28 protein-coding genes are annotated in these 24,314 nt (G+C 36.5%); 6 read left to right on the top strand and 22 right to left on the bottom strand.

The window, feature by feature from the left end; translation table 11 throughout:
- Positions 1–203: 203 nt before the first annotated feature.
- Positions 204–404 carry a cold-shock protein gene (locus ACH0CI_RS07285; RefSeq protein ID WP_025908891.1) on the top strand — a complete coding sequence of 67 codons (201 nt, stop codon included), beginning with the start codon at positions 204–206 and terminating at the stop codon, positions 402–404.
- A 197-nt stretch (positions 405–601) separates the two neighbouring features.
- Here ACH0CI_RS07285 and ACH0CI_RS07280 read toward each other — a convergent pair whose 3' ends face one another.
- The 4 genes from ACH0CI_RS07280 to ACH0CI_RS07265 all read right to left on the bottom strand — a co-directional run bounded on the left by ACH0CI_RS07280 (position 602) and on the right by ACH0CI_RS07265 (position 5,174).
- The gene (locus tag ACH0CI_RS07280; RefSeq protein ID WP_014459100.1) at positions 602–775 is read right to left on the bottom strand and encodes a hypothetical protein; all 174 of its coding nucleotides are present in this window, start codon (positions 773–775) and stop codon (positions 602–604) included.
- A 371-nt stretch (positions 776–1,146) separates the two neighbouring features.
- The gene (locus ACH0CI_RS07275; RefSeq protein ID WP_013056405.1) at positions 1,147–1,350 is read right to left on the bottom strand and encodes a cold-shock protein; all 204 of its coding nucleotides are present in this window, start codon (positions 1,348–1,350) and stop codon (positions 1,147–1,149) included.
- 295 nt (positions 1,351–1,645) lie between these two features.
- On the bottom strand, positions 1,646–3,049 hold the full coding sequence (locus ACH0CI_RS07270; protein WP_033580232.1) for an MFS transporter: 1,404 nt from the start codon (positions 3,047–3,049) through the stop codon (positions 1,646–1,648).
- A 910-nt stretch (positions 3,050–3,959) separates the two neighbouring features.
- Complete coding sequence (locus ACH0CI_RS07265) at positions 3,960–5,174, bottom strand: threonine synthase (protein WP_335707858.1); 1,215 nt, start codon at positions 5,172–5,174, stop codon at positions 3,960–3,962.
- Positions 5,175–5,580: 406 nt separating this feature from the next.
- Here ACH0CI_RS07265 and ACH0CI_RS07260 point away from each other — a divergent pair, with 406 nt between their 5' ends.
- Both ACH0CI_RS07260 and ACH0CI_RS07255 read left to right on the top strand, forming a co-directional pair.
- Positions 5,581–6,807: a dicarboxylate/amino acid:cation symporter gene (locus ACH0CI_RS07260; RefSeq protein ID WP_406901157.1), complete on the top strand. Its 1,227-nt coding sequence runs from the start codon at positions 5,581–5,583 to the stop codon at positions 6,805–6,807.
- A gap of 50 nt (positions 6,808–6,857) precedes the next feature.
- On the top strand, positions 6,858–6,989 hold the full coding sequence (locus ACH0CI_RS07255; protein WP_080754487.1) for an FbpB family small basic protein: 132 nt from the start codon (positions 6,858–6,860) through the stop codon (positions 6,987–6,989).
- Between the two features lie 56 nt (positions 6,990–7,045).
- Here ACH0CI_RS07255 and ACH0CI_RS07250 read toward each other — a convergent pair whose 3' ends face one another.
- The 11 genes from ACH0CI_RS07250 to ACH0CI_RS07200 form a co-directional block, all read right to left on the bottom strand.
- Positions 7,046–7,693 (bottom strand): MOSC domain-containing protein, encoded by a 648-nt coding sequence (locus ACH0CI_RS07250; protein ID WP_406901155.1) that lies wholly within the window; start codon positions 7,691–7,693, stop codon positions 7,046–7,048.
- Between the two features lie 20 nt (positions 7,694–7,713).
- Positions 7,714–8,901 carry an MFS transporter gene (locus tag ACH0CI_RS07245; RefSeq protein WP_406901154.1) on the bottom strand — a complete coding sequence of 396 codons (1,188 nt, stop codon included), beginning with the start codon at positions 8,899–8,901 and terminating at the stop codon, positions 7,714–7,716.
- A 63-nt stretch (positions 8,902–8,964) separates the two neighbouring features.
- Positions 8,965–9,645 carry a FadR/GntR family transcriptional regulator gene (locus tag ACH0CI_RS07240; protein WP_406901153.1) on the bottom strand — a complete coding sequence of 227 codons (681 nt, stop codon included), beginning with the start codon at positions 9,643–9,645 and terminating at the stop codon, positions 8,965–8,967.
- Positions 9,646–9,783: 138 nt separating this feature from the next.
- Positions 9,784–10,692: a hypothetical protein gene (locus tag ACH0CI_RS07235; RefSeq protein WP_406901151.1), complete on the bottom strand. Its 909-nt coding sequence runs from the start codon at positions 10,690–10,692 to the stop codon at positions 9,784–9,786.
- Positions 10,693–10,964: 272 nt separating this feature from the next.
- Positions 10,965–11,255, bottom strand: a complete 291-nt coding sequence (locus ACH0CI_RS07230) for a hypothetical protein (protein ID WP_221816851.1) — start codon at positions 11,253–11,255, stop codon at positions 10,965–10,967.
- 36 nt (positions 11,256–11,291) lie between these two features.
- Entirely contained in the window at positions 11,292–11,573 is a 282-nt protein-coding gene (locus tag ACH0CI_RS07225; RefSeq protein WP_406901150.1) for a hypothetical protein, read from the bottom strand.
- A gap of 36 nt (positions 11,574–11,609) precedes the next feature.
- Positions 11,610–12,386: an SDR family NAD(P)-dependent oxidoreductase gene (locus tag ACH0CI_RS07220; protein WP_406901149.1), complete on the bottom strand. Its 777-nt coding sequence runs from the start codon at positions 12,384–12,386 to the stop codon at positions 11,610–11,612.
- Between the two features lie 188 nt (positions 12,387–12,574).
- Positions 12,575–12,709 carry a hypothetical protein gene (locus tag ACH0CI_RS07215; RefSeq protein WP_261763710.1) on the bottom strand — a complete coding sequence of 45 codons (135 nt, stop codon included), beginning with the start codon at positions 12,707–12,709 and terminating at the stop codon, positions 12,575–12,577.
- Between the two features lie 146 nt (positions 12,710–12,855).
- Entirely contained in the window at positions 12,856–13,596 is a 741-nt protein-coding gene (locus ACH0CI_RS07210) for a CPBP family intramembrane glutamic endopeptidase (protein ID WP_221817630.1), read from the bottom strand.
- A gap of 159 nt (positions 13,597–13,755) precedes the next feature.
- Positions 13,756–13,983, bottom strand: a complete 228-nt coding sequence (locus ACH0CI_RS07205; RefSeq protein WP_406901147.1) for a hypothetical protein — start codon at positions 13,981–13,983, stop codon at positions 13,756–13,758.
- Positions 13,984–14,041: 58 nt separating this feature from the next.
- Positions 14,042–14,488, bottom strand: coding sequence for a helix-turn-helix domain-containing protein (locus ACH0CI_RS07200; protein ID WP_406901146.1), 447 nt, complete (start codon positions 14,486–14,488; stop codon positions 14,042–14,044).
- Between the two features lie 255 nt (positions 14,489–14,743).
- Here ACH0CI_RS07200 and ACH0CI_RS07195 point away from each other — a divergent pair, with 255 nt between their 5' ends.
- Positions 14,744–15,250 carry a CcdC protein domain-containing protein gene (locus ACH0CI_RS07195; RefSeq protein ID WP_034268453.1) on the top strand — a complete coding sequence of 169 codons (507 nt, stop codon included), beginning with the start codon at positions 14,744–14,746 and terminating at the stop codon, positions 15,248–15,250.
- A gap of 212 nt (positions 15,251–15,462) precedes the next feature.
- The gene (locus ACH0CI_RS07190) at positions 15,463–16,407 is read left to right on the top strand and encodes a phosphotriesterase family protein (RefSeq protein WP_406901145.1); all 945 of its coding nucleotides are present in this window, start codon (positions 15,463–15,465) and stop codon (positions 16,405–16,407) included.
- Positions 16,408–16,479: 72 nt separating this feature from the next.
- Here ACH0CI_RS07190 and ACH0CI_RS07185 read toward each other — a convergent pair whose 3' ends face one another.
- The 3 genes from ACH0CI_RS07185 to ACH0CI_RS07175 all read right to left on the bottom strand — a co-directional run bounded on the left by ACH0CI_RS07185 (position 16,480) and on the right by ACH0CI_RS07175 (position 19,783).
- Positions 16,480–17,742, bottom strand: coding sequence for a SulP family inorganic anion transporter (locus ACH0CI_RS07185; RefSeq protein WP_335706820.1), 1,263 nt, complete (start codon positions 17,740–17,742; stop codon positions 16,480–16,482).
- A 462-nt stretch (positions 17,743–18,204) separates the two neighbouring features.
- Positions 18,205–18,834: a hypothetical protein gene (locus tag ACH0CI_RS07180; protein ID WP_406901143.1), complete on the bottom strand. Its 630-nt coding sequence runs from the start codon at positions 18,832–18,834 to the stop codon at positions 18,205–18,207.
- Positions 18,835–18,880: 46 nt separating this feature from the next.
- Positions 18,881–19,783 (bottom strand): LysR family transcriptional regulator, encoded by a 903-nt coding sequence (locus tag ACH0CI_RS07175; RefSeq protein ID WP_028414635.1) that lies wholly within the window; start codon positions 19,781–19,783, stop codon positions 18,881–18,883.
- Positions 19,784–19,910: 127 nt separating this feature from the next.
- Here ACH0CI_RS07175 and ACH0CI_RS07170 point away from each other — a divergent pair, with 127 nt between their 5' ends.
- Positions 19,911–20,957, top strand: coding sequence for a 2,3-butanediol dehydrogenase (locus ACH0CI_RS07170; protein ID WP_335706818.1), 1,047 nt, complete (start codon positions 19,911–19,913; stop codon positions 20,955–20,957).
- Positions 20,958–21,523: 566 nt separating this feature from the next.
- On the opposite strand, the gene ACH0CI_RS07165 is transcribed toward ACH0CI_RS07170, so the two are convergent.
- The 4 genes from ACH0CI_RS07165 to ACH0CI_RS07150 all read right to left on the bottom strand — a co-directional run bounded on the left by ACH0CI_RS07165 (position 21,524) and on the right by ACH0CI_RS07150 (position 24,241).
- On the bottom strand, positions 21,524–21,733 hold the full coding sequence (locus ACH0CI_RS07165) for a hypothetical protein (protein ID WP_406901142.1): 210 nt from the start codon (positions 21,731–21,733) through the stop codon (positions 21,524–21,526).
- 456 nt (positions 21,734–22,189) lie between these two features.
- Positions 22,190–22,495 (bottom strand): hypothetical protein, encoded by a 306-nt coding sequence (locus tag ACH0CI_RS07160; RefSeq protein WP_335706816.1) that lies wholly within the window; start codon positions 22,493–22,495, stop codon positions 22,190–22,192.
- Positions 22,496–22,735: 240 nt separating this feature from the next.
- Positions 22,736–23,389 (bottom strand): ABC-2 transporter permease, encoded by a 654-nt coding sequence (locus ACH0CI_RS07155; protein WP_335706815.1) that lies wholly within the window; start codon positions 23,387–23,389, stop codon positions 22,736–22,738.
- Positions 23,390–24,241 (bottom strand): ABC transporter ATP-binding protein, encoded by an 852-nt coding sequence (locus ACH0CI_RS07150; protein WP_406901141.1) that lies wholly within the window; start codon positions 24,239–24,241, stop codon positions 23,390–23,392.
- Positions 24,242–24,314: the final 73 nt, after the last annotated feature.

Here is a 24,314-nt window from a genome sequence, read left to right as displayed (position 1 = left end):
TTTTTAGCTCACATAGTGCAAAATAGACAAAGGAGAACTTCTAGCTGTACAGACTCTATCCTTGCAATACGTCATCATTTCTGTTAAGTTTAAGGAGAATTATTTTTGTTCGGCAAAGATTGATAAGTTACATAACTTTCGTCTATAGATTTGAGCAAGGATAGTAACACAATGTGTGCGTGTCACACTAGGAGGCAACAATTATGGAACAAGGTAAAGTAAAATGGTTTAACGCAGAAAAAGGTTTTGGATTCATCGAACGCGAAAACGGAGACGATGTATTTGTACATTTCTCAGCAATCCAAAGCGAAGGCTTCAAATCTTTAGACGAAGGTCAAGCAGTTACATTTGAAGTAGAACAAGGTCAACGCGGCCCTCAAGCTACTAACGTTCAAAAAGCGTAATCCATCATAAATAGAAAAAGGCAGACTCCATGGAGTCTGTCTTTTTCATTACTTTGAAAATGGAATAATAAAACCCTATCCACTGAGGAATAGGGCTTATTAATACAAAAATAGTAATCGGTAATACAAATGGTAAACTCAGTATAGCATAGTATTGGCGGAATCCAAACTATAAATCAATATTTCTTCATGAATAATTATGATTCGTGCTTCATTAACTCTTCTTCAAAGAAAAATGTACTGGGATATTTATCAACTGTATAAGAATATCTTTTCATATTTTTCACATAATGACTTTTTAAGATGATCACTATTTCATTAGATGCTTTTATACTTACTGTTTCTCCATTAGCAAATAAGCTTATACTCATATCCTTCATCCTCTCTCGTATCAAAACCAATCAAATTTTTAACTTTATTTATCGGGAAATATAATGTGCAGCTTATATTTGAGACGTTAGCAGCATTCTGATAGTCAGCAAACTTTTCTAACGGCTAGTCCAATGAAGGTTAGTTATATTTGATACCTTAATACCTGCTCCTAAAGCCTATCGTTCTACAGCTATAAGGAATTCTTTTCTATTTATTTACGACACAGGATATAGGTAGCTCTTCTTTACTGGCTTTTGTCTCCAATGTCTATACTTATGTTTAAAGTAACCTTTTTAAAATCATTTCTTTTTTAATTATTAAAATCCAAAGCAAAAAGACCCCTATGTGGAGTCTTTTTACGTTGGATTAATTATGCTACTTTATGAACGTTAGCAGCTTGTGCTCCGCGTTGACCTTGTTCAATGTCAAACGTTACTTTTTGACCTTCTTCTAACGACTTAAAGCCTTCACCTTGAATAGAGCTGAAATGTACGAATACATCGTCTCCGCCTTCAATTTCGATAAAGCCGAAGCCTTTGTCTGCATTAAACCATTTCACTGTACCTTGTTCCATAATAGTGCCTCCTGGTGTGGAATACTCCACGGTTGTATTACTACCCTTGTCCAACCATACTATCTTAAGATAAAAAATTCTATTGAAGAGATTTCTCTTCTCTCAATCCTATACCGAACAAAAATAATTAATTTAATCGTAACATACGGAACCTCAGATAGCAAATACAGGAAATGGAATAAATCATCGAACGATAAAAAGAGCCTTCTCTTTGTAGCTCTATACAAAGAGAAGGCTCTTTTTGAGTGTTCCTATTTTACGCAGCAGTGAATGTAGCAGCTGCGTATTATTCACTTTATTTTTCTGTTTGCTCTGTGTGCCACCATAATGAATCTTTTGGATTTTCAACCGCTTCATTGTACTCAGACTTAGAAGCAACTGTAGGGTATGAACCTTTCAGTGATTTTCCTGCCGTGTTCGCGAACAGGAACAAGATTACGAAAAATCCGATGATGCTCACAATCGTTAAATAGAACGCTGGAGCTAAGTGATTGCCCGTTGCGTGAACTAACCATGTCGCAACTAATGGCGTCGTTCCACCAAAGATAGAAACTGAAACATTAAACGTAATCGCTAATGTTCGGTAGCGAATATCTGTGTAGAACATCGTTGGCAGCGTTCCTGGCATTGTTCCTTCATACGTAGCAAGTAAAACACCTAGAATAAGAATACCGATTGAAATAAAAACCAAACCATTTAAGTTGATTAAATAGAACGAAAATGCTGACAGTAAGCTCAATCCGCCTAAACCGATTAAGAAAACTTTCTTGTTTCCGATTTTGTCGCTCAGTTTTCCAAACATAAGAGCAAGCGGCACCATTAAAATCATAACTGCCGTAATTAATACCGTACCAACTGTGTTTGATAAACCAATAATTTCATTCAAATAAGAAGGCATGTACGATAATAGCATATAGTTTGTAATGTTAAAGAAAGCCACGGCTACGAAACAAACAAACACGTCTTTTTTGTGATTTTTTAAAATAGAGAGGAAGCTTTCTTCTTCAACTTCGTCTTCGTTGGAAAGTTCATTTTCAAAAATAGGTGTTTCCCCTAAACTTCTTCGTAAATAAAAACCAATAAGTCCTAAAGGCAATCCTAATAAGAAGGGAATTCTCCAGCCCCATGAGGCCATCTGTTTATCCGAGAGAACAAAAAACAGTAAGCTGGCTAGCAGTGAAGCAAGAATATAGCCAACAAGTGTACCGATTTCTAGTCCACTTCCAAGCACATTTCGCTTATTGTCTGGAGACGATTCTGCAATATACACCATCGCACCAGCATATTCACCACCCGTTGAAAAACCTTGAATGATTCGTGCAATTAATAAAAGGATGGGTGCCCATATACCGATTTGATCATATGTAGGTAACAACCCAATGAGTAATGTGGAAAAGGCCATTAAAATAATGGTGGTGGTTAAAACGACTTTCCTTCCTAACTTGTCTCCAATTTTACCGAATATAACACCGCCCAATGGACGCATTAAAAAGGCAATCGCAAATGTGGCAAATGTGAACACTAATTTGAGCTGATCATTTTCAACTGCACTAAAAAAGTTTTGACTAATAATAACGGCTAAATATGAATACAAGCCAAAGTCAAACCATTCCATCGCGTTTCCTACTCCTGTAGCAAAGACGCTTTTTTTAGCTTTGTCAATATCTACGACGTTAATTTTTTTCTTGTTAAACTTCATTTCATCACGTCACCTCCGCGGTATATGATTATACAAGACTGAGTAGTAAAGTCAAATTTGACTTAATGTATTTCACTTGTAAATGTGTTGGAACACTTCTTATTTTTAAGTAAAAAACGAAAACTATTCATGTGATGTTAAATATTAAAAAAGGTTATGGCTAAAGGGTTTGAAGCCGAAAAAAGCTGAGGAAGAAACACTAATAAATAAATGAATTAAAACCAAAATAAACTTTTTTTATTTCAACGTACAATTCGTTGCTACTAAAAAAACGGTTTTTGCCTAAAATAGGGATCGATTTTGATGGAATTACAATCGCCGAAATAGTAACTAGTCATTAAAGATAGCGCATTTGGTTCACAATGTTCTTGGTATAAATTTCCACTCAGGTTATCTGACAATTATTGTTTCAACCCATTAGATATAAGCTTTATTTTGTAATAGATACACTGTTTCTATTACAAAAATTATGTAGCTTCAAAAATAAATATAAAGCTCGTTCTAACAAGTGCAGCACTGGATGATTCGGTCCATAGAATAAAACTTTAAGGGTTGGCTGGGATTCGAGGGATAAAAATTCAACTCCTTTCTACGTATAATCATTCGTGGCTTCAAGTAAGTTTTCTACTGTAAAAGCAAGCTGGTTTACAGTGCTACTTTTGTCATATTATTCAATTTTCTTAACATGCCATCTCCACTCCCTCACCACGCTGTTTTTCGAGATAGAAAGTTACTCTCTTTCTTCTTTTAGATACCCCATAGGACGAACTTTAAACCTAAATACACCCGTATAGTTTTGAATATAAAGATTCACACTTATTACATTTTTTTACATTAGATAAACATTTTATCTCCGATAGAATAAAAAAATAGACCTCTGCTTAGACAGAGATCTATTTTTTCACTTGCTTTATTTTTTAGTAAGGCTGCCATTTCTCTCTAAAATTGGCACTTCAATATCTACCGTGTTTGGATATTTAACTCCAAGCCCTGTATTTAAAGCAACAACCGTTTCGTTTTCTTTAATCCAGCCTTCTTCTCGCAAACGGCGTGCAGCTAAAAATGTAGCCGCACCTTCCGGACAAATAAACGATCCTTCAAGCTGCGCAACCTTTTTTTGTTCTTCCACAATCTTATCTTCATCGACCGCAATCGCACATCCATTTGTATTGTATACGGCTTCTAAAACAAGAAAGTCCCCGATTGCTTTTGGTACGTTGATACCAAAGGCGATGGTAGAAGAATCCGGCCAAAATTCAGATTCTTGTTTTCGTTCATTCCATGCTTTTACAATAGGCGCGCAGTTTTCAGCTTGTACCGCAACTAAACGAGGAAGATCACCTTTAATCCAGCCAAGCTCTTTTAATTCATTTAACGCTTTATAGATTCCAATTAAGCCAACGCCTCCTCCTGTTGGATATAAAATTACATCAGGAAGATTCCAAGAAAACTGTTCAGCAATTTCTAGGCCCATTGTTTTTTTACCTTCGATTCGGTACGGCTCTTTAAGCGTAGAAGCATCATAAAGACCCCAGGCTTTAATAGCCTCACCGACAATTTTACCCGCATCACTTATAAGTCCATCGACTAAGTAAAGGTCAGCTCCAGCGACAGCACACTCATTTCGTGTAATAACAGGCGCATCTTTTGGCATCACAACGGTTGCTTTTATGTCAGCGCGCGACGAATACAGCGACCAAGCAGCTCCGGCGTTTCCATTTGTAGGCATGGCTAACTGTTCAACGCCAAGTTCTTTTGCTTTTGACACCCCTACAGCGGCGCCTCTAGCTTTAAATGATCCCGTTGGAATGATGCCTTCATCTTTCATATATAAGTTTGGAATGTTCATTTCTTTACCTAGCTTAGGCATTTTTATAAGCGGCGTCATCCCTTCACCTAAGGAAACAACGTTTTCTGGATCTTCTACTGGAAGCAGCTCATGATATCTCCATAAATTTGGTTCCCTGCTTTGAACATCTTCTGGAGTCAAGTTAGCTTTCAATCTCTCTAAATCATACGCTACCAATAGCGGTGAGCCACATTCACATAATTGATGTTTTTCTTTTGGACTATATTCTTTTTTACATTTAGGACAATATAAGTGAGAAACATAACTAAACGGCATCATACACACTCCTTTAAATTCTGTAAACATAATACCATATATAAAATATAATTTATAGTATTTTTATAAGAATTATAAGGTATGATATCTCCATCATCTTATTGTTCATTATTAAAAGCATAAAAACCCTATCAAATTAGGGTTTTTATGCTTTTTTTGACTTTATTTATATTACTTTTTTTAGAAGTAAACCCAGTAATTTTAGATAAAAACGGGAAAAATAAATAAAATCCATACTTTACTTATAGGAATAATTGTTTTAGTATGTAAAAAGATATTTGAAGGAGGTAATTAAGGTGAACGCACTTTCCATAGTGAATAAGCATAATAACAGCATGTGTACCTGTCTAATTCTCAAAGGTTACTAAAACATACACAATACTACACTACAAGGAGAATTAGACAGATGGCTACAAAAAATAGATTTAAGCTTAATTTAGGATTAAAAGTAATTATTGGATTAATTCTTGGATTGATGGTTGGCTACTTTGGCAAAGAAGTTGGTTTGAAGTTAGAAATAGTAGGAAAAGCGTTTATCCAGCTTATTCAAATGGTTATTGTTCCTCTTGTTTTTCCGTTAATCGTATTAGGAATAACAGGGATGCATGATACAAAAAAGCTAGGACGAGTCGCGTTTAAAACCCTTCTCTATTTTGAAATTGTAACTACCGTGCTGATTATATTAGGAATACTCATTGCTAAAGTAACAAATGTCGGTGGACATATGCATGTAAGTGCAGTGGATACTTCTTCATTAGGCAACCTGGCAAAAGGGATCGATTTCGGAGAGTTTTTCTTAAGTATTATTCCAAGCAATATTGTAGAAGCAATGGCTCAAGGAAAGCTGTTACCGATTATCTTCTTTGGTATTTTTGTAGGGTTAGCTCTTACATCACTTGAAGAGAAAGCGAAGCCCGTTATTACATTTTTTGAAGCATGGCTACAAGCGATGTTTAAAGTAGTCGAATACGCGGTATCATTTGCCCCGGTTGGCGTATTTGGATTTATCTCTTTTAGCGTGGCTAAATACGGGATTGGCAGCTTGCTTTCTTTAGGTCAATTTGTAGGTATTACGTATTTATCTTTTGCCATTACGGCATTTGTTGTATTTCCTATTATCGCACTTATCTTCCGTATCCCTTATAAGGAACTATTAAAAAGAACCGGAGATTTAATTTTATTAACGTTTACAACGCGCAGCTCAGAGGCTTCTATGCCGCTGCTCATTCATCGATTAGAAAAGTTCGGAGTGTCACGTTCTGTCACTTCTTTTGTATTACCAACGGGCTATTCTTTTAACCTAGATGGAGCTAGCATCTATATCAGTGTAGCGATTATCTTTCTTGCCAATGTATATAACCTACCTCTTAGTCTTGAACAAATTATTGTGATTATTGGTTTATTAATGCTTATGACGAAAGGATTAGCAGGCGTCCCTTCAGCTGTCATCGTTGTGCTGTTAGCTGCAGCTAAAGAAATTGGCTTACCTGCAGAAGGAGTCGCTTTATTATTAGCAGTTGATTTCTTTGTAGACATGGGCCGTTCAGCCTTAAATGTCGTAGGAAACTCTTTAGCTACTGTTGTGATCGCAAAGTCTGAGAAGTCGTTTCATTTTAATGCCGAGGATAAATAACCATCCCCCCTCATCATTAAAAAACACGATAGTGAGAAAGAAGTGTTAGTTTGTTTAAACAGAAAAAATCATTTGAAGAGCTAGTAAAAGAAAATAAACAAGCATTACTAAAAGATAAAAAAGCAATCGAGAAAATCGAAAAACGTATTGAAAAACGCCATGAAGTGATAAAGCTAACTTAGTAGGGTTAGCTTTATCACTTCATTTTTTATATTCATATCTTTTAGCAACTTTATTATTATTCAGAACGAAGCTGCTTCAGCAAGCTCTCTCTTAAACTAGTTGACAAGGCCTCTGCTTGCAGAACTCTATCCAGCTTCTCTTTATTAAACCGGTCTTTAAATTTCACATCATTAACTGCTGAGATAGAAACTTCGTTCGGATCTTTCTCAAGAAGGATCAAATCATCTTGTACTGAGACGATGCCTTCTTTTAAAACGCGAAATAAAAATCCTGTATAGCCCGTGTCTCTCATTTTCACAACGATATCCGGCACTTCATATTTTGCAGCAAGCTTGTAACAAGGATTTCTAGGTTCAGATACTTGAATAATGGACTCACCAAATGCAAATATGTCCCCGACGTGCGCGTTCCTTTCTGTTAATCCAACGGTTGTGATGTTTTCTCCAAACAACGCGCTTTTAACAGGGTTTTGGATGATGTTATTCCAATATTCATAATGATCATAAGGATACAGACATAGCGCTTTGTCCACTCCTCCATGATCTTTGTACGCCTGTTCGTCACCTTCCAGCCCCAACTTACTTAAAAAGACGGGTTCATCTGCTGCTGTTTTTCTAATAGCTGATTGAAACGTTCGTTTTCCATACGTAAGTGTTTCAATTTTTCCGTAGTTAAGCGACTGAACTTGATAGTGATCTGCCATATGCTCTCTCCTTTTTTAAATCAATAGATTTTTTCATCATGTGATAATTCTTTCACCTCTGAACGCTTGTGCATGGATGCAGTAAGCACTAGCAAACAAATTGTTAAAACAAGTAAAACAAAAAATAACGGCGTATTTGTATGAAAGATATCGCGCACAAAACCAGATAAAACCGGAGCGCACCCTCCTACAATATATCCCCCTGATTGCATCATAGCTGTCCATGAGCTCGCTTCTTGAGGCGAATTTGTCTCGTTTAACGGCAGCATAAGTGCTAAAGGAAAAAGTCCTCCAAGCCCTATTCCTAATAGTATCGAAGAAAACCAAAGACTGGTTAAAGGATAGAGAATGAAAACTAAACCCGCTGATGCAAACAGTGTACTGCTCGCAAGCCAAAAGGTTTGGTTTTTATAATAATCAGCTAGCGTTGGAATTAAAAAGCTAAACGCCATTTGAACGAACGTAAAAACGGTAATAAGCGTACCCGCTTTTTGATTACTCATGCCCAAATCGTGTGCTGCTGGCGCTAGCCAAGTGGTCACAGAGTAAAAAATGCCGGCTTGCAGCCCAAAGAAAAGCGTAAACAGCCAGGCTTTTTTATTTTTTAACGGCAGCTTGTTTTTTCTGGAGCCAAACGCTTGCTGAGATTTACGCGCAATCGGAGACCAAACAATGAGAGCAATCACGGCCAGCACGCTCCAGCTAGCAAGAGCTACATTCCACGAATCGTGCAGTACATGCTGCAAAGGTACCGTCAGCCCTGCGCTTAACGAAGCGCCCGTTCCCATGCCCACGGAGTAAATTCCGATCATGAGGCCTATTCTATTCGGAAATTTCTTTTTGATAAATCCCGATAACAGCGGTCCAGCGATGGCAATACCTACACCTAAAAGAAAAGCACTGCTTAAAAGAACAGATATTGAGTGTGCGGCCACTCTCATACACGTCGCGATTCCAATCACCACTAAGCAAAAAGAAATCACTTTTTCAGCTCCCCACAGCCCTTCAAGTTTTCCTGTAAACAATGCAAACAACCCCATACATAACACAGGAATAGCTGTTAAAAAACTAACTGTAACATTGCTCAATCCCAGCTGATTACGTATGGTCTCAAGCATAGGCGATACGGATGTAATACCGATTCGTAAATTAATTGAAACTAAAAATAAAGCAATCACATACACATATATTCTCTCTTTTGACTTCATGTTGTTATTCCTCCCTCGTTGATTCAGTATATCATCTGATGTTTAGTTTTTTAAAAAAGGAACTTAGGTAAGCTCCAAATTTTGACCGGCATATTTTTTTGCTTGTTCTGTATCTCCATTCAAAATAGCGGTAAATAAGTTTTCATGAATGGTGGAATTATCTTTATAGTCAACCGTTTTTAAAATGAGCTGACTCAGTGTGTGTCGCAGCACAGGCACAAACGATTGATATAAATCCATTAAAACATTATTTTTACTAGCTTCTGCAATCGAAAGATGAAACTGAATATCCGCTTCTATATATTCAGCGTAATTGCCTTTTTCAAGCTCTTTTTTTCGTTTATCTAAATGCCCTTTCATCTTTAACAAGTCTTCATCCGTTCGACGCTGCGCCGCTAACATCGCCACTTGCAAATCAAGCATTTCACGCGCTTCATAAATATGATTTATATCTGCCGTTTGAAGTCTTGTTTCAAACGAATCCTGTGTGAAGCTAAGAGACTTAATTCTCGTTCCTTTTCCTTGTTTCACTTCCAGTACATTTGCATGAACAAGAATTTTAACCGCTTCTCGCAAGGTAGATCGCCCTACCCCGAGCTCTTCCATTAGCTGAGGCTCCGTTGGAAGCCGATCTCCCACCTGATACTGACCTGAAAAAATTTTCGTTTGAAGCTGCTCTAGCACTTCGTCCACTAGCTTTCGACGCGGTACTTTTGAAAACGATTGTTTATTATGTATATTCATCTGCTCATCTCCTGTTTATATCACCTTTATCATAAACAAATTTCGTTTTTTTAGCAAGGTTGCTAGTTCGATTCTAGGGAGACAAAAAAGACCATTCTGAGCGAATTACCATTAAAGATTGGATTCAACGGCTCGTTTTTAACTTTGCGGCTTAGCTGCGTAGAAATCAACTATACTAGGAACACTTTCATACACAGAATTAGCGTACTCCTGCAGTTTTTTTAGAAAAAGTACAATCTCCGTACTTTCCATTTTCGCATGAGTAAGATGAAAAATATTATCTTTCCCGATAATCAGCTCGTCTTCCAATACATATAGAGGTAAAGTTCGGAACACATACCAAGGATAATAGAGAGAAACAAAGGTTTCTCTAAAGTAAATTCCATTTTCACAAACAATAATTCCGTCCGTTTTCTTTAACGGGAACGTACATAAAAAAGCAACAATCTTTTTATTAACTTGTAAATTAAAATACCGTATTATTTTCTTTTTTAAGTCTAAAGAAATATGTTCATCTACTAACAGACCATTATTCGGTTCAAATGCTTCCTCATATTTTTCAAATAGCCCACTTATACTATTTAGCTCATGATAAGTTACAGAACAAGATACGTTCTGATGCTTTAAAAGTAATTCATACGAATATTCTTTTAAGAAATCTCTTATGTTTGTCAAAAGATCTATAAATAACAGGGATGGGTAATTGCTTCCTCCACCTATTAAAAATGCTTTTACTTCATCAAAGTGAACTTCAACTTTATTTTGAATTGTAATCCGATTTACTTTACGGAATTCAGTCCATTCTATATTACCTAATCCATTACCTAAACTTCTCCATCTTAATCCTTTATCAGTAAAATAAACTCCAACCTTTCCTGATCCTAATATCGTACAGTCAAGAAAAGCAATAATTTCCTCATTCTCTCCAATTTCAAATCTTTTATTTGCTTTGGACAAAATAGAGGCAGGAATTTCTTCAATGTAAAATTTGTCTTGCTGATACCTTGAGCATAATTCAGTTAAATAATTAAATTTTATTTCCTTCATTCTAACAATCTCCGTTCATTTTAATAGATACTTTCAATATTTATTAAAACATAATTTTTACCTTTTATTCCATTAAAAAGAAGAATCTCTTTTATTTCTTCTTGATATGTAGATTATTAGAGTACCTAAGGTTTATTTATATAAAAGTCGTTCTAAAAATTGAAGACACCAATCCAAATTTAACTTGAATTGGCGTTTTTTATTAATTAAAGATTTTAATTTTGGAGTAATATTACTATCAATCAAACTCTTGGTTGTTCTTTCTTTTTTTCTTAAATAGATTTATTCACACTTTCTTTCTTAAAGACTCCTATTAAAAGCGTAACAAGTCCTACTAAAAAGAAAAAAGGAAATAATAGCATCATTAAGGCAACTCCTGCAAAACCTTCTTCCTGGCTAATTGCAAACAAAATTGAAACGGCCCATGAAAAGAACGGAGCTATGATTAATATAGTTGTTGTTCCCCACACTATATATTTTCTTTTAGCTGATTTTCCTTGGCTTAGTCCGCTTGCAAACATCAGACCTAATACTAAAACAAGTAATGCCACTCCAATTGCCATTTTATCCCCGCCTTTAGCAACCATTTATTTTTCACTTTACAGCGTTTTCTTTTTTGCCTCTTGTACGGAAATGAATACGCTTGTAACAACAAGTAAGAGTAAACCTTCTCCTATAATGATTAAACCTTTTATTTGAATGTCTAGAGCATCAAGCCCGCTTATTTTCGCAAAAGCGTAAAAAAGTAGAAATAAACCGAATAACACTGTAAAGAAGGAAATAACCAGCGCGGCTATTCTATTGTTAAATACAATACTTACAAAAAGGATTACCACAAATATGATACTAATGGTCATACAATTAGTAAGAATGAAAGACATACGCATCCCCTCAAATCTCTTTTTATTTCATTATTGTTACTCAAACCTAAACCCAATCCCGCCGTCTACAATAATGTTTTGACCCGTAACAAACGATGCGTCATCCGAAAGGAGCCATTTTACTGCTTTTGCGGCTTCAAGCGGATCACCAATTCTGCCTAGCGCGTTTAATTTTTGATAGGATTCATTGAGCTTTGCTTTTTCCTCTGAAGATAGATCAGAAAATTTTTCTTCTAACATAGATGTCCGAAATGCACCTGGACACAGAGAGTTAATTCTTATGTTTTGATGGCCATATTCTTGAGCAACTGACTTTGTTAAAGCAATCACACCGCTTTTGCCGGCCGCATATACGCCTGTCCCTGCTGAACATAAAATAGCGTCCATTGACGACGTATTCACGATGACACCGCTGTTTTGTTTGGTCATTACCTGCAGCTGGTATTTCATACAAAGCCATACGCTTTTTAACGTAACGTTTATTAAATGGTCAAAGTCTTCTTCTTTGAATTCATGGGTAGCATTAGAAGCTGCCTCCGTGTTAGCCGCATTATTAAAGCCCACATCAATTTTTCCAAATGCAGAGTATGTTTGGCTCACAAGGCTTTTAACATCTTGACTATTCGTTACATCCGTTTTGATAAAAAGAGAGTGAGGAGACCATTTTCTTAATACAGAAAGAGCTTCTTCTCCTTTTTCACTATTTCTAGAAGCAATCACAAGATGCATGCCCTCTTTTGCGAGTAATTCCGCTGTTGCTAAGCCAATCCCCGACGTTCCACCCGTAATAATCCCTACTTTTTCTTCAAACATATAGTTCTCCCCTTTTGTGTTCAATAAGATCCAAAAAAATTAAATTTAGTAACATTAGCCATAGAAGTTATTCAGCTTTGGGTAGATTAATACCTGCTTCGAAGCACTAAAAAGAGAGTGAGACACAACTAAAGCAATTCAATCTAAAGACGAGCAAATCGGATACATGAGCTAGTTTGGGTCACTCGCTACACCGCTGTTGATTTCCGTGCAAGGCTTCGCTTTCCGCGGGCGGCCGCTGAGCCTCCTCGTCGCTTACGCTCCTGCGGGGTCTCACCTATTCCGCTTTTCCCGCAGGAGTCTTCGCCTTGCCCTCCAATCAACTTCTAGACGCACGTACCCACATAAACGAAATCTACGTTCATCCCAATAACAAAAAATCCGAACGAGTTTGATTCTCCATCAAGAATCTCCATTCCTTGTTCGGATTCACCTTCAACTAGACTACTTTTGTCTCAACCTCTTTTGATTAGCTACTAACCTGATGTTGAGAAACAGATAAAGTAGATTTTCGATTCCATAAATAAAAGGCATATCCGCTTAAAAATAGAAGCAACGCGTAATTAACAAATAAAGAATCATTTGCGTTGACAGGACTTGTAAACTGGAGAAAATTATTTAAGCCGTGAAATACAATCGTCACTCCAATCGATTGACCGTTAACGATCAGTAAAGCCAAGACCAACCCAATAACAAATGCAAATAGAATTTGAAAAATTGTATTTGCTACCGATTGACCGCTTAACATATTCAAACTGTGCGTAAAGGCAAATAGGAACGATGATAGAAGAACCGCTACTTTATAGCTTTTTGATAACAGCAAATTCAGCATAAATCCTCTAAATACCATCTCCTCTACAAATGCTATGACTAGAGTTTGGGTAAGCAAAATAAGAACAATATCTGCAATGGAACTTCCGTGTACACCTTTGTTCCCGATGAGGATAATAAGCAAATACAAAAGAAGCGGAGAAAGAACGAGGATTCTTGTTCTAAAGGACATGTTTTGTTGAAAGGAGAAAAAATGCTGCCACTTTTTTGTTTTTGTTAGATAAAAAGCTATTCCTATTGCTAAAGGGACAACTCCTAAAAACTGAAGATAATGTGCAGTAGGATGCGTCATGCTCACGTATGCACCGTTTACCACAAACCAAAAGATAACTAAGATTTCTAGGCCAATAACTTTCCATAAAAGCTTTGACTTGATCATCACTACACTACCTTTCTACTTTAGGCTTCATTGATAACCTATATTCGTTTTAAAAATTTTATATGTTTTCACCTTTTTATCATTCGAGCTCAAAGATCATGTGAGGCAACGCTTCTTCCTTTTAAAATAAGAAGATCGTTCCTTCCTTTTTTACTGTGATTACACAAAGTACAAAAATGCACAAAACCCTGCCCATGTGACGTAATCACTGAACCCCATTTTTTTATCGCCTCTCACAAGTACATTTACAGCCCAATTCAAAACACTTCCCTCAGACGTTTTATCTACATATTTTCTAGCTAAAGCGTATGCTCCCACTCGAAATAAGTAATAGCTGACTAAACATAAAAAAGAGATGGTCATAAAATTTAAATTTAACTCTTTCACCTTGTACACCTCATCGTTTTTGTGCTATTTCATCGGATGACTTACGCAGCTTGCTCTTTTATCCTTGTTCATAAAAATCCTTTTTGACATCTTTCAAAAGCTTTAAGATTTCTTTATAAAAACAGATAATTAACATTCCAACGATGTTTGTCACCATCATAATCATAAGATTGTCGATGATGAGACTCAGAAAATTACCAAAAAACATGAGGCCTATTCCGATATAAAAACCTGGATGAAGCAGTTCATCGTCATCTTCTTTTTCTTCTTCCTGAATGTTTATTCTGTTTTGTAATGCAACATCATTTTTAATAAACTCATTAATAGTTGTTCCATAGATGTCGCTTAAGTTTAAAAGTTGTTGGATGTCAGGGTAGCTCTGATTACCTTCCCATTTATGTATGTGCTGTACCGATACACTCAGCTGCTCAGCAACCTCTTCTTCTGACATTTTTTGTTCTTCTCTTAATTTTTTTAATTGCTTTCCTAACCTCAACTCATTCACCTCTATAACTGTGGCAGCTTGTAAACAAAATTTGTTTGCACTACGTTTTCTCGTTTTCTACAATTCTAACATATTGTGGTAAAAAAGAAAGAAACAGTAATGAGACGTATAAACCATAAAACGATGCCCCTAAAAAATAGTGAGAATTCTCATGTGTAAAAAATGAAAGAATGCACTTTTATCTTCAGCCTTTTAGTGTTTATACTAAATAGTGGATTGTAAGAACGTAGAAATAAAAAAGGAGGCAAAATAACGATGGAAATGCTACTTATTTATCTATTTGTTATCGCTCTTATTGGATTCATTATTTGGAGAAAAATGAAAAAGAAAAATAAGCCCATTAAAAAGAATGGACTTGGTATATTAGCACCTATTTTCTTTATAGTCATTGCATTTTCTCTTAGTCTAAGTCAGATGATGCACATACCGGGCCAGTCCTTTCACTTACCACCCTACTGGGAAATGATGATTGCTGGTGTATTAGGTGTGATATTCGGGCTCATTATGCTTAGCCAAACGGACTATGAAGTAAGAGAAGATGGCTTTATTTATTCAAAGCCAAACAAAAATTTCAAATATGTGATTATCGCCATTATTTTTATAAGAATGGCTTTGAGCCAGTACTTCAAAGGCTTAGATTCCATAGACTTCGCGGTCTTAACAATGACATTAGCTTTTATATATATTGTCATTTGGAGAGTTGGCAGCTATTTAAAATTCCGTAAATTAAATGGTGATAATTACAGTGTAAATGCTGGATAATCATCAATATGACTAGTCCTTCTTCCTGTTTGGAAAGAAGGACTAGTCATATTGAGTAAAAGTCTCGCGTGTTGTGTAAGACAACCTATATATTGTATAATGCAATATGTGTTTTTTATAACAGAAGTCTATCTATAAAAACAGATTATAGGAAAACTGTACCTAATCACCAGCTGTTTGATTTACAGGTATATAATGAAAGGAATCGTCACATGACATTTATCAATTCTGTAACAGGCCCAGTCAGCACGTCAGAACTAGGGCTAACACTAATCCATGAACATATGCGCGTTCGTTCTGAATCTGTTCACGCACAGTTTCCTCATTTATATGATGAGAAACAAGAAGTTGCAAAAGCAGTCGAACAAGTAAATCGTGCAAAGAAGCTCGGAGTCAACACGATCTGTGATCCAACGGTGATGGAACAAGGGCGCGATATTCGTTTTATTGAAAAAATTGCCCGCGAAACGGACACTCAAATCATTGCAGCCACAGGAATTTATACGTATAACTACATCCCTACCCACTTTCAAACTCGTAGCATTGACTATATGGCAGACCTGTTTATTCGAGATATCGAAGTCGGCATTCAAAACACGTCGATTAAAGCAGGCTTTTTAAAATGCGCTACGGATGCACCTGGCGTAACGGCTGATGTAGAAAAAGTAATGCGCGCTGTCGCAAGAGCTCATAAAAAAACGGGCGTACCAATTATGACTCATTCACATCCTGCAAGCGGCACAGGCTTAAAGCAGCTGGACATCTTACTCGATGAAGGCGCTAATCCAAATCAAATTCTGATTGGACATACGGGAGATACGGATAACCTTGAGTATATTTCAAACATATTAAATCAAGGTGCCTTTATCGGTATGGACCGCTACGGCCTGACAAGAGAATGTTCAACTGAAAATAGAAATGAAACGGTCATTGAATTGGCTAAACAAGGCTATTCAAATCGCATGTTTCTCTCACAAGACTACTGCTGTACAATGGACTGGTTTCCAGAAGGCGTGATTGAAGAACGTTTTCCAAAATGGTCGATGAGCTTTGTATTAGAAGAAGTCGTGCCTGAGTTAAAAAGAAAAGGCGTAACGGAACAGCAGATTCAGCATATGCTCTTTGATAACGCCCGCTGCTGGTTTGAAGGAAAGTAATTAAAATATTATAAAAAAACCCCACTGTGCAAGCTTACAGTGGGGGTTTTCCGCGTATTATTCTACTTTACGTTAACCTGTTTTTCTTAATAACTTCTGCTTTTCTTGGCTCTTTTTTATCATAAAGTGGGCACCCGACAGGCATAATCCAACGGCGATTCCGATCGTCAAGTTTGTAAACACCGTTAATGAAAATGTCGTGAGTAAAACCACTGAATGAAACGATTTTTCTTTTATCACCTTTGCAAACTGTTCTTTTTTACTGATATTCCACGCTACGACCATCAATACGGGTGCGAGACTGGCAAGCGCCACGTATGAAGCATACGGAGCAAGCACTAGCAGCACAATCAACACAAAGATAGCGTGCGTGATTCCTGCAATTGGAGATGAAGCGCCGTTTTTAATATTGGTAACGGTTCTTGCAATCTCTCCTGCTGCGGGAATACCTGAAAACATCGGCGTTACCATGTTTACGATTCCCTGGCCAATCAGTTCTTTTTTGCTGCTGTGCTTTGACTTTGTCATTTCATCCGCAACGCGAGCTGTCAGCAAAGACTGTAACCCTACAAGTACAGCAATCACAAATGCAGAAGGTAAAAGAGTTACCACCCTCTCCACTGTTATATCTGGAAACGCTGGCGCCGGGAAATGACGAGGTATCTCTCCGTAAATGGAACCAATCGTTTCAAACTGATTTGCAAAGAAAAAAGATGCTAATCCCGTTGATACAATAATTCCAAGTAAATAGGACATTCCCAGCGACTTAGGCGAAAAGTAAAGAACAATTAAAATCGTAGCTAAGCACAATCCTGCTGTAGCGATACTATAGATGTTGATGAAGGGTAAATTACCAAAGATCTCTTTTATATTCAAATGAAAATACTGATATTTTTCAATAGCATGTAACCCAAGGAAGTTTGGAATTTGTCCGCTGAAGATAATCAGCGCAATCCCTGACTGAAATCCAACAATAATAGATGACGGAAAATACTTGATTAAAGCTCCTACTTTGCATAGCGCAAAGATAATGAGGAGAATCCCTGACATAAAGCCGGCAATTAATAAGTTTTCATAGCCATATTGCAACACAATTCCTAATAAAACAGGAACAAACGCACCCGTAGGTCCAGCGATTTGAAACCTACATCCACCTAAAATAGCAATTAACAATCCCGCTACAATCGTCGTATAAAGTCCTGTAACAGGCGATATTCCAGAAGCTATCGCAAATCCTAACCCTAAAGGTATAGCTATAATGCCAACAACAATACCCGATAGTATATCTTTCTTCAAATGCTGCAAGGAGTAATTTCGAAAAACCTCTAGATTCATAAGTGTACATCAGCCTCCATTTTAAGTAGTGAGGTTACCCATTCGTATTTTCGTCATACAACCTTATTGAGCTTTCTCAAAATAAGGTGGGCTACTCGATTACTTCTATCTTAAAGGAAACAACTTACAAAAAAATAAAGAGGAAATTAGAAGTTTCTTAGACAGTTATTAAAATTTTCTTAAAAATTCTTACTTTTTATTCTTTTAGTTATTTTTTAGATAAAATGCGGTTCTTTGTTGTAAATAAAGCAAGAGAACTAGACCCTATAGTAACGATAGAATGAATGGATGTGGACAGGCTGTGTTTAAAAATCTTTAAGTTTAAGTAGACGACACGCCTACCTCCATTCGTTTAACTATATTCGAATTCATAGGAAGCTCGGTTACATAAGGCCAATTAATTACAAACGTGAACACTAAAAGACAGAGGCTTTGAATCATAATTCAAAGCCCCTGTTTTTACTAATAAGATATATAATACCAATTCTTTTGTATCTTTTCTATTTCATCAAACTTCATACCAAAATCGCCCGATGAAGGTTTACGGTTTTTTGGGTCATACACAAAACCCGAGAAATGCCCGAATAGTCCACTGCTTGTAAAGAAAAGTACGGAGATTGCCTTTCCTTTGGTTTCTACTGCAACATCATCTCGACCTCTGGACACACTCGCATACTCTTTCGGTAGATCAATCAGCGATGAGTTGTCGGGTTCATTGGAGAAAGGAATGAGCGATGGATAGTCGATTCCATCGGCTTTCAAGACGCCACTTTGTATGTGAGCTGCCACTTCTTCTCTTTTCTGCTGATGGAGTTTAAAGTTTATGTCTAAATTAAGCTGCTCAAACGGAATGAAGAACCACAGCACAAAGGTTATCACTTGAATAACTAAAGGTAGCCACTTTCTACTACTAAAGAGATAAATCAATGTCCACAGCGTTAGTAATAAAAAGAAAGGAAGGACAAAGAATAACCATATATATGGACTTACGTATTTCCCTATACGATCATCTAAATCCCACTGAAACAGGGACAATAAAAAAATGAACAAACTGCTACATAACGATAAAAGCAAAGTTAAATGACGTTTCACATATTTCCCTCTCTCTGAAATAATTCTTTTTAACCTTCACTCTTTATCATTCATTATTTACTATAGTTCTGTGAATCCGCTTTAAGAATTCTCTTATTATTCTAGAAAGCCCATTATTGGCGTTATAAAAATACCCAAAAGAATAAGTTTTATAGTGCGGAGGAGCAAAGTTAACGACTACATATTGATCACTTCTAGATAAACCAGCATCTGTTTTAAATGCGTAGTCAAATCCTATATTTATTGCCGTATTATTTTCCAATGTATGACGAATTGTATCTACATTATTGGTAGTAAACAAGATATCACATGGCAGTGAACTAAAACCTTTCATAAATTCCTGAATATACTTGTCGTTATATAAAACAATTGGCTGGTTAATTAACATCTCTTCAGTAATGAGTGTTTGTTTGGCTAATGGCGACTTCTTATTTACTGCAGCTACCATATGACCATCCAATAACTTTTTAAATACCAAGTTCCGATACTTTTTTTCTTCTTTTTCTGTATAAGTAATGAAACCTACATCTACTTCCCCATCTAGAACTTTATCTATAATATACTCGGTGCTATTTTCATAGACAGAAGCCTTTATGTTCGGATATTCTCTTTTAATTTCTGTTATTAAGCGAACGAGAATCTCCATTGGTCCTGGGTAGGTTGCAATCTTTATTTCACCATTCATTGTATTTGTATACGCTTCTGCTTCATCCATAAATTCTTGAATTTTCAATAAAGCAGCGCTGGCCTTTTCAATTAACCTATGACCTTCTTCAGTTGGAATAGATCCTCTTCTGGAACGATGAAAAATCATTATATTTAGTTCTTTCTCTAAATTTTTTATAGATTGGCTTAATGCAGGTAACGTAATATGCAGGTTACCAGCTGCTTCTTTTAGTGAACCCGTTTTATCTATTTCCACTATATGTTTTAATTGTTCAATATTCATAATGCCCTCTTTTTCTTTTAGTTAAGTATTACTTAACAATCGTTAATATTAACTAAATTTACCATAAGTATATCTGGTTGTATACTGATAGATATAGTAAAAGAAATGACACAAGGAGATGGAGTATATGAAGGCGCTAAGATGGCATAATCAAAAAGATATTCGTCTTGAAGAAATAAATGAACCAGTTGTACAGGCTGGTCAGGTAAAAATGAAAGTTAAATGGTGTGGAATTTGCGGTAGTGATTTGCATGAATACTTAGGTGGTCCCATCTTTATTCCAGTTGATAAACCGCACCCTCTCACTAATGAGGTTGCTCCAGTGACGCTTGGACATGAATTCTCAGGTGAAGTAGTAGAGGTTGGAGAAGGTGTAACCCATTATAAAGTTGGTGATCGTGTGGTTGTTGAGCCAATCTTTGCTACACACGGACACCAAGGTGCTTATAACCTAGATGAACAAATGGGATTCTTAGGTTTAGCCGGAGGCGGTGGCGGTCTTAGTGAATATGTCGCAGTAGGCGAAGAACTTTTATTCAAACTTCCAGATGATTTATCTTATGAACAAGGTGCTCTAGTAGAACCAGCGGCAGTAGCTCTTTATGCAGTACGTTCAAGTAAAGTGAAAGCAGGAGACAAAGTTGCTGTATTTGGATGTGGACCAATTGGACTTCTTGTCATTGAAGCGTTGAAAGCAGCAGGCGCAACTGATATTTATGCAGTTGAATTATCTCCAGAAAGACAAGCGAAAGCAGAAGAATTAGGAGCCATCATCATTAATCCTGCTGAAGTTGAAGATACGGTAGCCGAAATTGCTAGATTAACTGACGGTGGCGTAGATGTATCATTTGAAGTAACAGGCGTACCTCTTGTATTACGTCAAGCCATCCAATCTACGGGAATTGGCGGAGAAACGATTATCGTTAGCATATGGGAAAAAGGAGCAGAAATTCTACCGAATGATATTGTAATTAAAGAACGAACTGTTAAAGGAATCATTGGCTATCGTAACGTGTTCCCAGCAGTATTGTCTCTTATGCAAAAAGGCTACTTCTCAGCCGAAAAGTTAGTAACGAAAAAGATAGCTCTAGACGATGTAATTGAAGAAGGGTTTGAAAGCCTGATTAAAGAAAAAAACCAAGTTAAAATTTTGGTTAAATCGGAACAGCAATAACAATCATCAACAATGAAGATTTCTCTAAGCCACTGATTGTAATTAGTGGCTTTTTATTTCTTTAATCGGGTTTAGCCGAGAGATGTGTAAAATTTCACCAACACAATTTGACAGTTTAGAAGAATGAACGAGTCAACTACATAACGATGCCCATTAATTTAATTACATTTGAATCCGTGGGACGCTTGGTTACATGAATCCCATGGATTACAGAATTGATCACCTAAAAAACTTTTCTAGTTTAGTGTTGAGGTACCAATGGGTTAATCGACGAGGACTAGACAGATATAAAATACATATGCCTGCCCTTTTTAACCACCGTAGTAATACTTTAAAAAGTTTAAAATGGATAACAGGATAATCAAAATAACCAAAGCTCCTCCTATTAATATCCTTCGTCCTTCTTTTGGGGATTTCTTTTGTTTTTTATGGGCATACAAAACCAGTTTTCGAAAGGAAATGTGAAGTAAAATAACGAAGGCAAACAAACCAATCTTCACAAGAATAAACAGATTATCACATCCATTTCAACAAACTAAAGATCTAAGAGACATTCGGCAAACAACTCAGCTATGAAACTTTTTATTGTCTTTGTTCTTTTGATACTCTACAAAAAAGGATACTGGAACTGCTCCAATACCTATACCAATCGAAATAAACAGCGACTGGTTCAGCTGAAGACTCGGATTTGCCGCTGCCTTACTATAAATGATAAAACACACAAAGCTTAAAAGGCCTATAGCTAAAGGAATGAGCGCGTGCTTGTACCATTTCATTGTATTAGCCTCCTCTCTTTTTCAACCCGCTTAGCTTGATGGTGGCAGCATACGATTTATTTGTCAGCAATTAAGAGATGCACCGATTAATAGCACAATCCTGTTTAGGTAAAATGACTTCCCGCTATAGCGCTGGCTAAAAGAATGATTACGGCTATCCCTCTTATCATATAGGTTTGGCTTTCACTCAAAGGTTTCCCCTTTCTTTCACTTATAGCAGGGTAAAATAAAAAAGATAAAAAGATAAAAGAAAATCCATACCTGCTGTGACAGCTATGATTATTTCCAAATTATCTCCTCTCCTTTTTTCTTCCTTTTCCTTCTTTTCTTCTTGTTAAACAAGTTTAGCCAAATAGTCAGCGGCGTCTCTCCAGAACATACGAGTCCTCTTGAAATCATACAAAAATAAAAAAGGCAGGATTTCTCCTGCCTTTTTGCATATGTAATTCCTCTTCACTATGTCAACTCAGCGCTTTTAGCGAGCATAAAAGCAGAGATACTAAACAAAACAATCAATAAAGAAGCGGCATGTAACAGTAAAAAAAGAAACTTTTGGCCGCCTTTCATGAAGAATGAATAAATCATTCCTAGGATTGTTGCTAAGATTAAAAGTGCTGCTGCTACTTTAATTACTATAGCAAAGAAAGCTCCAGCAAATACAATTGACGGAACAAAAGATGCTACAATAATGATATACAAAATCAGTGTAGCAATAAAAGCGTTTTTTGATACGTTTGAAGCCCGTTTAAACAAATTCCCCATATAGTCTCCTTTCACATTTTAAAACTGCATCTTTTACTATAATACATGTGCTTAGAGGACACAATTAACTTTTTTAAAAGTGCCCATCACTTAAGCTTTATCACCAATAATATCGGTTATATTTTTGAGATCTTCTTTGCTTGGTTTATCAAACGTTGTGGCTGTTTTTTTATTTGAACTATTGGTTGATAAATAGCCTTAAAGAACGCTTTGTAGTCTTTACTTCAAAATCAATTCACACTAAAATTCTCTCTTTTGGTAGATAGACAGCGCAATAAAGTAAGAAGCAATATACATTACCATCCCAAAAAGAGTATATAATATAGGAACATGCAAAGAAGAAGCGATCGGTAAGCTGGATGCTGCTAATATTTCAACTATATACCCAACAACTCCTTGTAAAGCAATCGCAACGAAAAGACCTCCCATTCCACCTCCAAGTACTATTCCGTCAGATTTCTCTGCTCCGAATACATAAAGAAGCGGATAAGCAAGTGCACCGGCAAAAAGGACGATAAATGTACCAAATGAAACGATATTTACTATATTCTCTACTGCACTCTTAGAAATAAGCGAATACATTGAGAAAACACCATAGGACAGGATGGTTCCGATGACGACAATTAAAAAGTAAAAAACATAGTGGCTTTGCACCACATTTTTTCGGCTAATTGGAAGAGTGAGCACGTATTTGTCATAGCCGGTCTTACTTTCTAATTTGATCACTTCAAGCGCGGGCATTGCCATTAACAAAATAATTAACATCGCTATAATACGGTAAAATGAAGGATCCGCAAAATAAAAGATGACCGCAGAAATAACTATGGCGAGCGCTGTGTACGTCAAAAAGCTTCGGTGAATGAGGTAGTAATTCGTTAACAATAGACCTTTCATTTACGTTTCACTCCTTGTTAAAAGCACGCTTAGTTCTTCCATCGACATCGGTTCAGTTACAGTTCCTTCTGGCAGCTGACGCTTATCTGATACGAGTACGCGGACAGATTTATCATACGTTCTTTTTGCTACTACTATCTCTTCGGGAAGTACGTTTAGCTGCTCTTCATTCATAACGGCAATTACGTACTCCTCAAACACTTTCTCTTTTTCTTCATTTAATAAAATTTTTCCGTTTTTAATCACAACAAGGTGACTAGCTATTTTTTCAACGTCGCTCATAATGTGAGATGAAAGCAGTATTCCGCTGTTGCCGTCGCTCACAAAAGCTTTTAACTCATCTAATATTTCCTCTCTAGACGAAGGATCAAGTCCTCCTGTCGCTTCATCTAACAGCAATAGTTTAGCACCGTGAGACAGCGCTACCGCTAGAGATAATTTCATCGACATGCCGCGTGAAAACATATGTATTTTTTTATCTTCCGGCAGTGAAAAAGAATGAATCAACCGGTGAAAATCAGCTTCTTCCCAAGAATGAAATAGCTTCTTAAAAACGTTGTTTAGCTGTTTTATTGTTAAAGAAACCGGCAGATTAATCGCATCAAACACGACTCCAATGTCTTCTTTAATCGTCGCATCTTTATTTAAATTGTCTTCACCAAATATTTCGACCGTACCGCTATCTCTCGAAATTAGGCCTAACACTGTTTTAAACGTCGTCGATTTCCCTGCTCCGTTATCACCAATAAATCCAACAATCGATCCAGGAGGTACATGAAATGAAACATCTTTTAAAACCTCATTTCGGCCAAACGATTTTGCCATGTTTCTAACTTCTAAAAGATTTGTCATGTGCTCACTTCACTTTCTCTATTAGTAGTTAGTGTAATCTAATCGCTATGATAATTCGTAATATCACCTTTTT

The organism is Priestia sp. 179-F W1.4 NHS (genome assembly GCF_045369295.1).
GTDB lineage: Bacteria > Bacillota > Bacilli > Bacillales > Bacillaceae_H > Priestia > Priestia zanthoxyli.
Note: the sequence above shows the minus strand (reverse complement) of the source record. Positions and strands in the feature narration are given on the sequence as shown.

What these genes read in the sequence shown, in the direction of transcription:
- ACH0CI_RS07155 (WP_335706815.1), bottom strand. Translation starts at nt 23,389, where the DNA reads ATGAAAGGTCTATTGTTAACGAATTACTACCTCATTCACCGAAGCTTT.
- ACH0CI_RS07185 (WP_335706820.1), bottom strand. Translation starts at nt 17,742, where the DNA reads ATGAATCTAGAGGTTTTTCGAAATTACTCCTTGCAGCATTTGAAGAAA.
- ACH0CI_RS07230 (WP_221816851.1), bottom strand. Translation starts at nt 11,255, where the DNA reads ATGGCAATTGGAGTGGCATTACTTGTTTTAGTATTAGGTCTGATGTTT.
- ACH0CI_RS07150 (WP_406901141.1), bottom strand. Translation starts at nt 24,241, where the DNA reads ATGACAAATCTTTTAGAAGTTAGAAACATGGCAAAATCGTTTGGCCGA.
- ACH0CI_RS07240 (WP_406901153.1), bottom strand. Translation starts at nt 9,645, where the DNA reads ATGAATATACATAATAAACAATCGTTTTCAAAAGTACCGCGTCGAAAG.
- ACH0CI_RS07160 (WP_335706816.1), bottom strand. Translation starts at nt 22,495, where the DNA reads ATGGGGAATTTGTTTAAACGGGCTTCAAACGTATCAAAAAACGCTTTT.
- ACH0CI_RS07175 (WP_028414635.1), bottom strand. Translation starts at nt 19,783, where the DNA reads ATGAATATTGAACAATTAAAACATATAGTGGAAATAGATAAAACGGGT.
- ACH0CI_RS07165 (WP_406901142.1), bottom strand. Translation starts at nt 21,733, where the DNA reads ATGAAATGGTACAAGCACGCGCTCATTCCTTTAGCTATAGGCCTTTTA.
- ACH0CI_RS07170 (WP_335706818.1), top strand. Translation starts at nt 19,911, where the DNA reads ATGAAGGCGCTAAGATGGCATAATCAAAAAGATATTCGTCTTGAAGAA.
- ACH0CI_RS07265 (WP_335707858.1), bottom strand. Translation starts at nt 5,174, where the DNA reads ATGCCGTTTAGTTATGTTTCTCACTTATATTGTCCTAAATGTAAAAAA.
- ACH0CI_RS07225 (WP_406901150.1), bottom strand. Translation starts at nt 11,573, where the DNA reads ATGTCTTTCATTCTTACTAATTGTATGACCATTAGTATCATATTTGTG.
- ACH0CI_RS07275 (WP_013056405.1), bottom strand. Translation starts at nt 1,350, where the DNA reads ATGGAACAAGGTACAGTGAAATGGTTTAATGCAGACAAAGGCTTCGGC.
- ACH0CI_RS07190 (WP_406901145.1), top strand. Translation starts at nt 15,463, where the DNA reads ATGACATTTATCAATTCTGTAACAGGCCCAGTCAGCACGTCAGAACTA.
- ACH0CI_RS07250 (WP_406901155.1), bottom strand. Translation starts at nt 7,693, where the DNA reads ATGGCAGATCACTATCAAGTTCAGTCGCTTAACTACGGAAAAATTGAA.
- ACH0CI_RS07235 (WP_406901151.1), bottom strand. Translation starts at nt 10,692, where the DNA reads ATGAAGGAAATAAAATTTAATTATTTAACTGAATTATGCTCAAGGTAT.
- ACH0CI_RS07270 (WP_033580232.1), bottom strand. Translation starts at nt 3,049, where the DNA reads ATGAAGTTTAACAAGAAAAAAATTAACGTCGTAGATATTGACAAAGCT.
- ACH0CI_RS07245 (WP_406901154.1), bottom strand. Translation starts at nt 8,901, where the DNA reads ATGAAGTCAAAAGAGAGAATATATGTGTATGTGATTGCTTTATTTTTA.
- ACH0CI_RS07260 (WP_406901157.1), top strand. Translation starts at nt 5,581, where the DNA reads ATGGCTACAAAAAATAGATTTAAGCTTAATTTAGGATTAAAAGTAATT.
- ACH0CI_RS07285 (WP_025908891.1), top strand. Translation starts at nt 204, where the DNA reads ATGGAACAAGGTAAAGTAAAATGGTTTAACGCAGAAAAAGGTTTTGGA.
- ACH0CI_RS07220 (WP_406901149.1), bottom strand. Translation starts at nt 12,386, where the DNA reads ATGTTTGAAGAAAAAGTAGGGATTATTACGGGTGGAACGTCGGGGATT.
- ACH0CI_RS07195 (WP_034268453.1), top strand. Translation starts at nt 14,744, where the DNA reads ATGGAAATGCTACTTATTTATCTATTTGTTATCGCTCTTATTGGATTC.
- ACH0CI_RS07210 (WP_221817630.1), bottom strand. Translation starts at nt 13,596, where the DNA reads ATGATCAAGTCAAAGCTTTTATGGAAAGTTATTGGCCTAGAAATCTTA.
- ACH0CI_RS07280 (WP_014459100.1), bottom strand. Translation starts at nt 775, where the DNA reads ATGAGTATAAGCTTATTTGCTAATGGAGAAACAGTAAGTATAAAAGCA.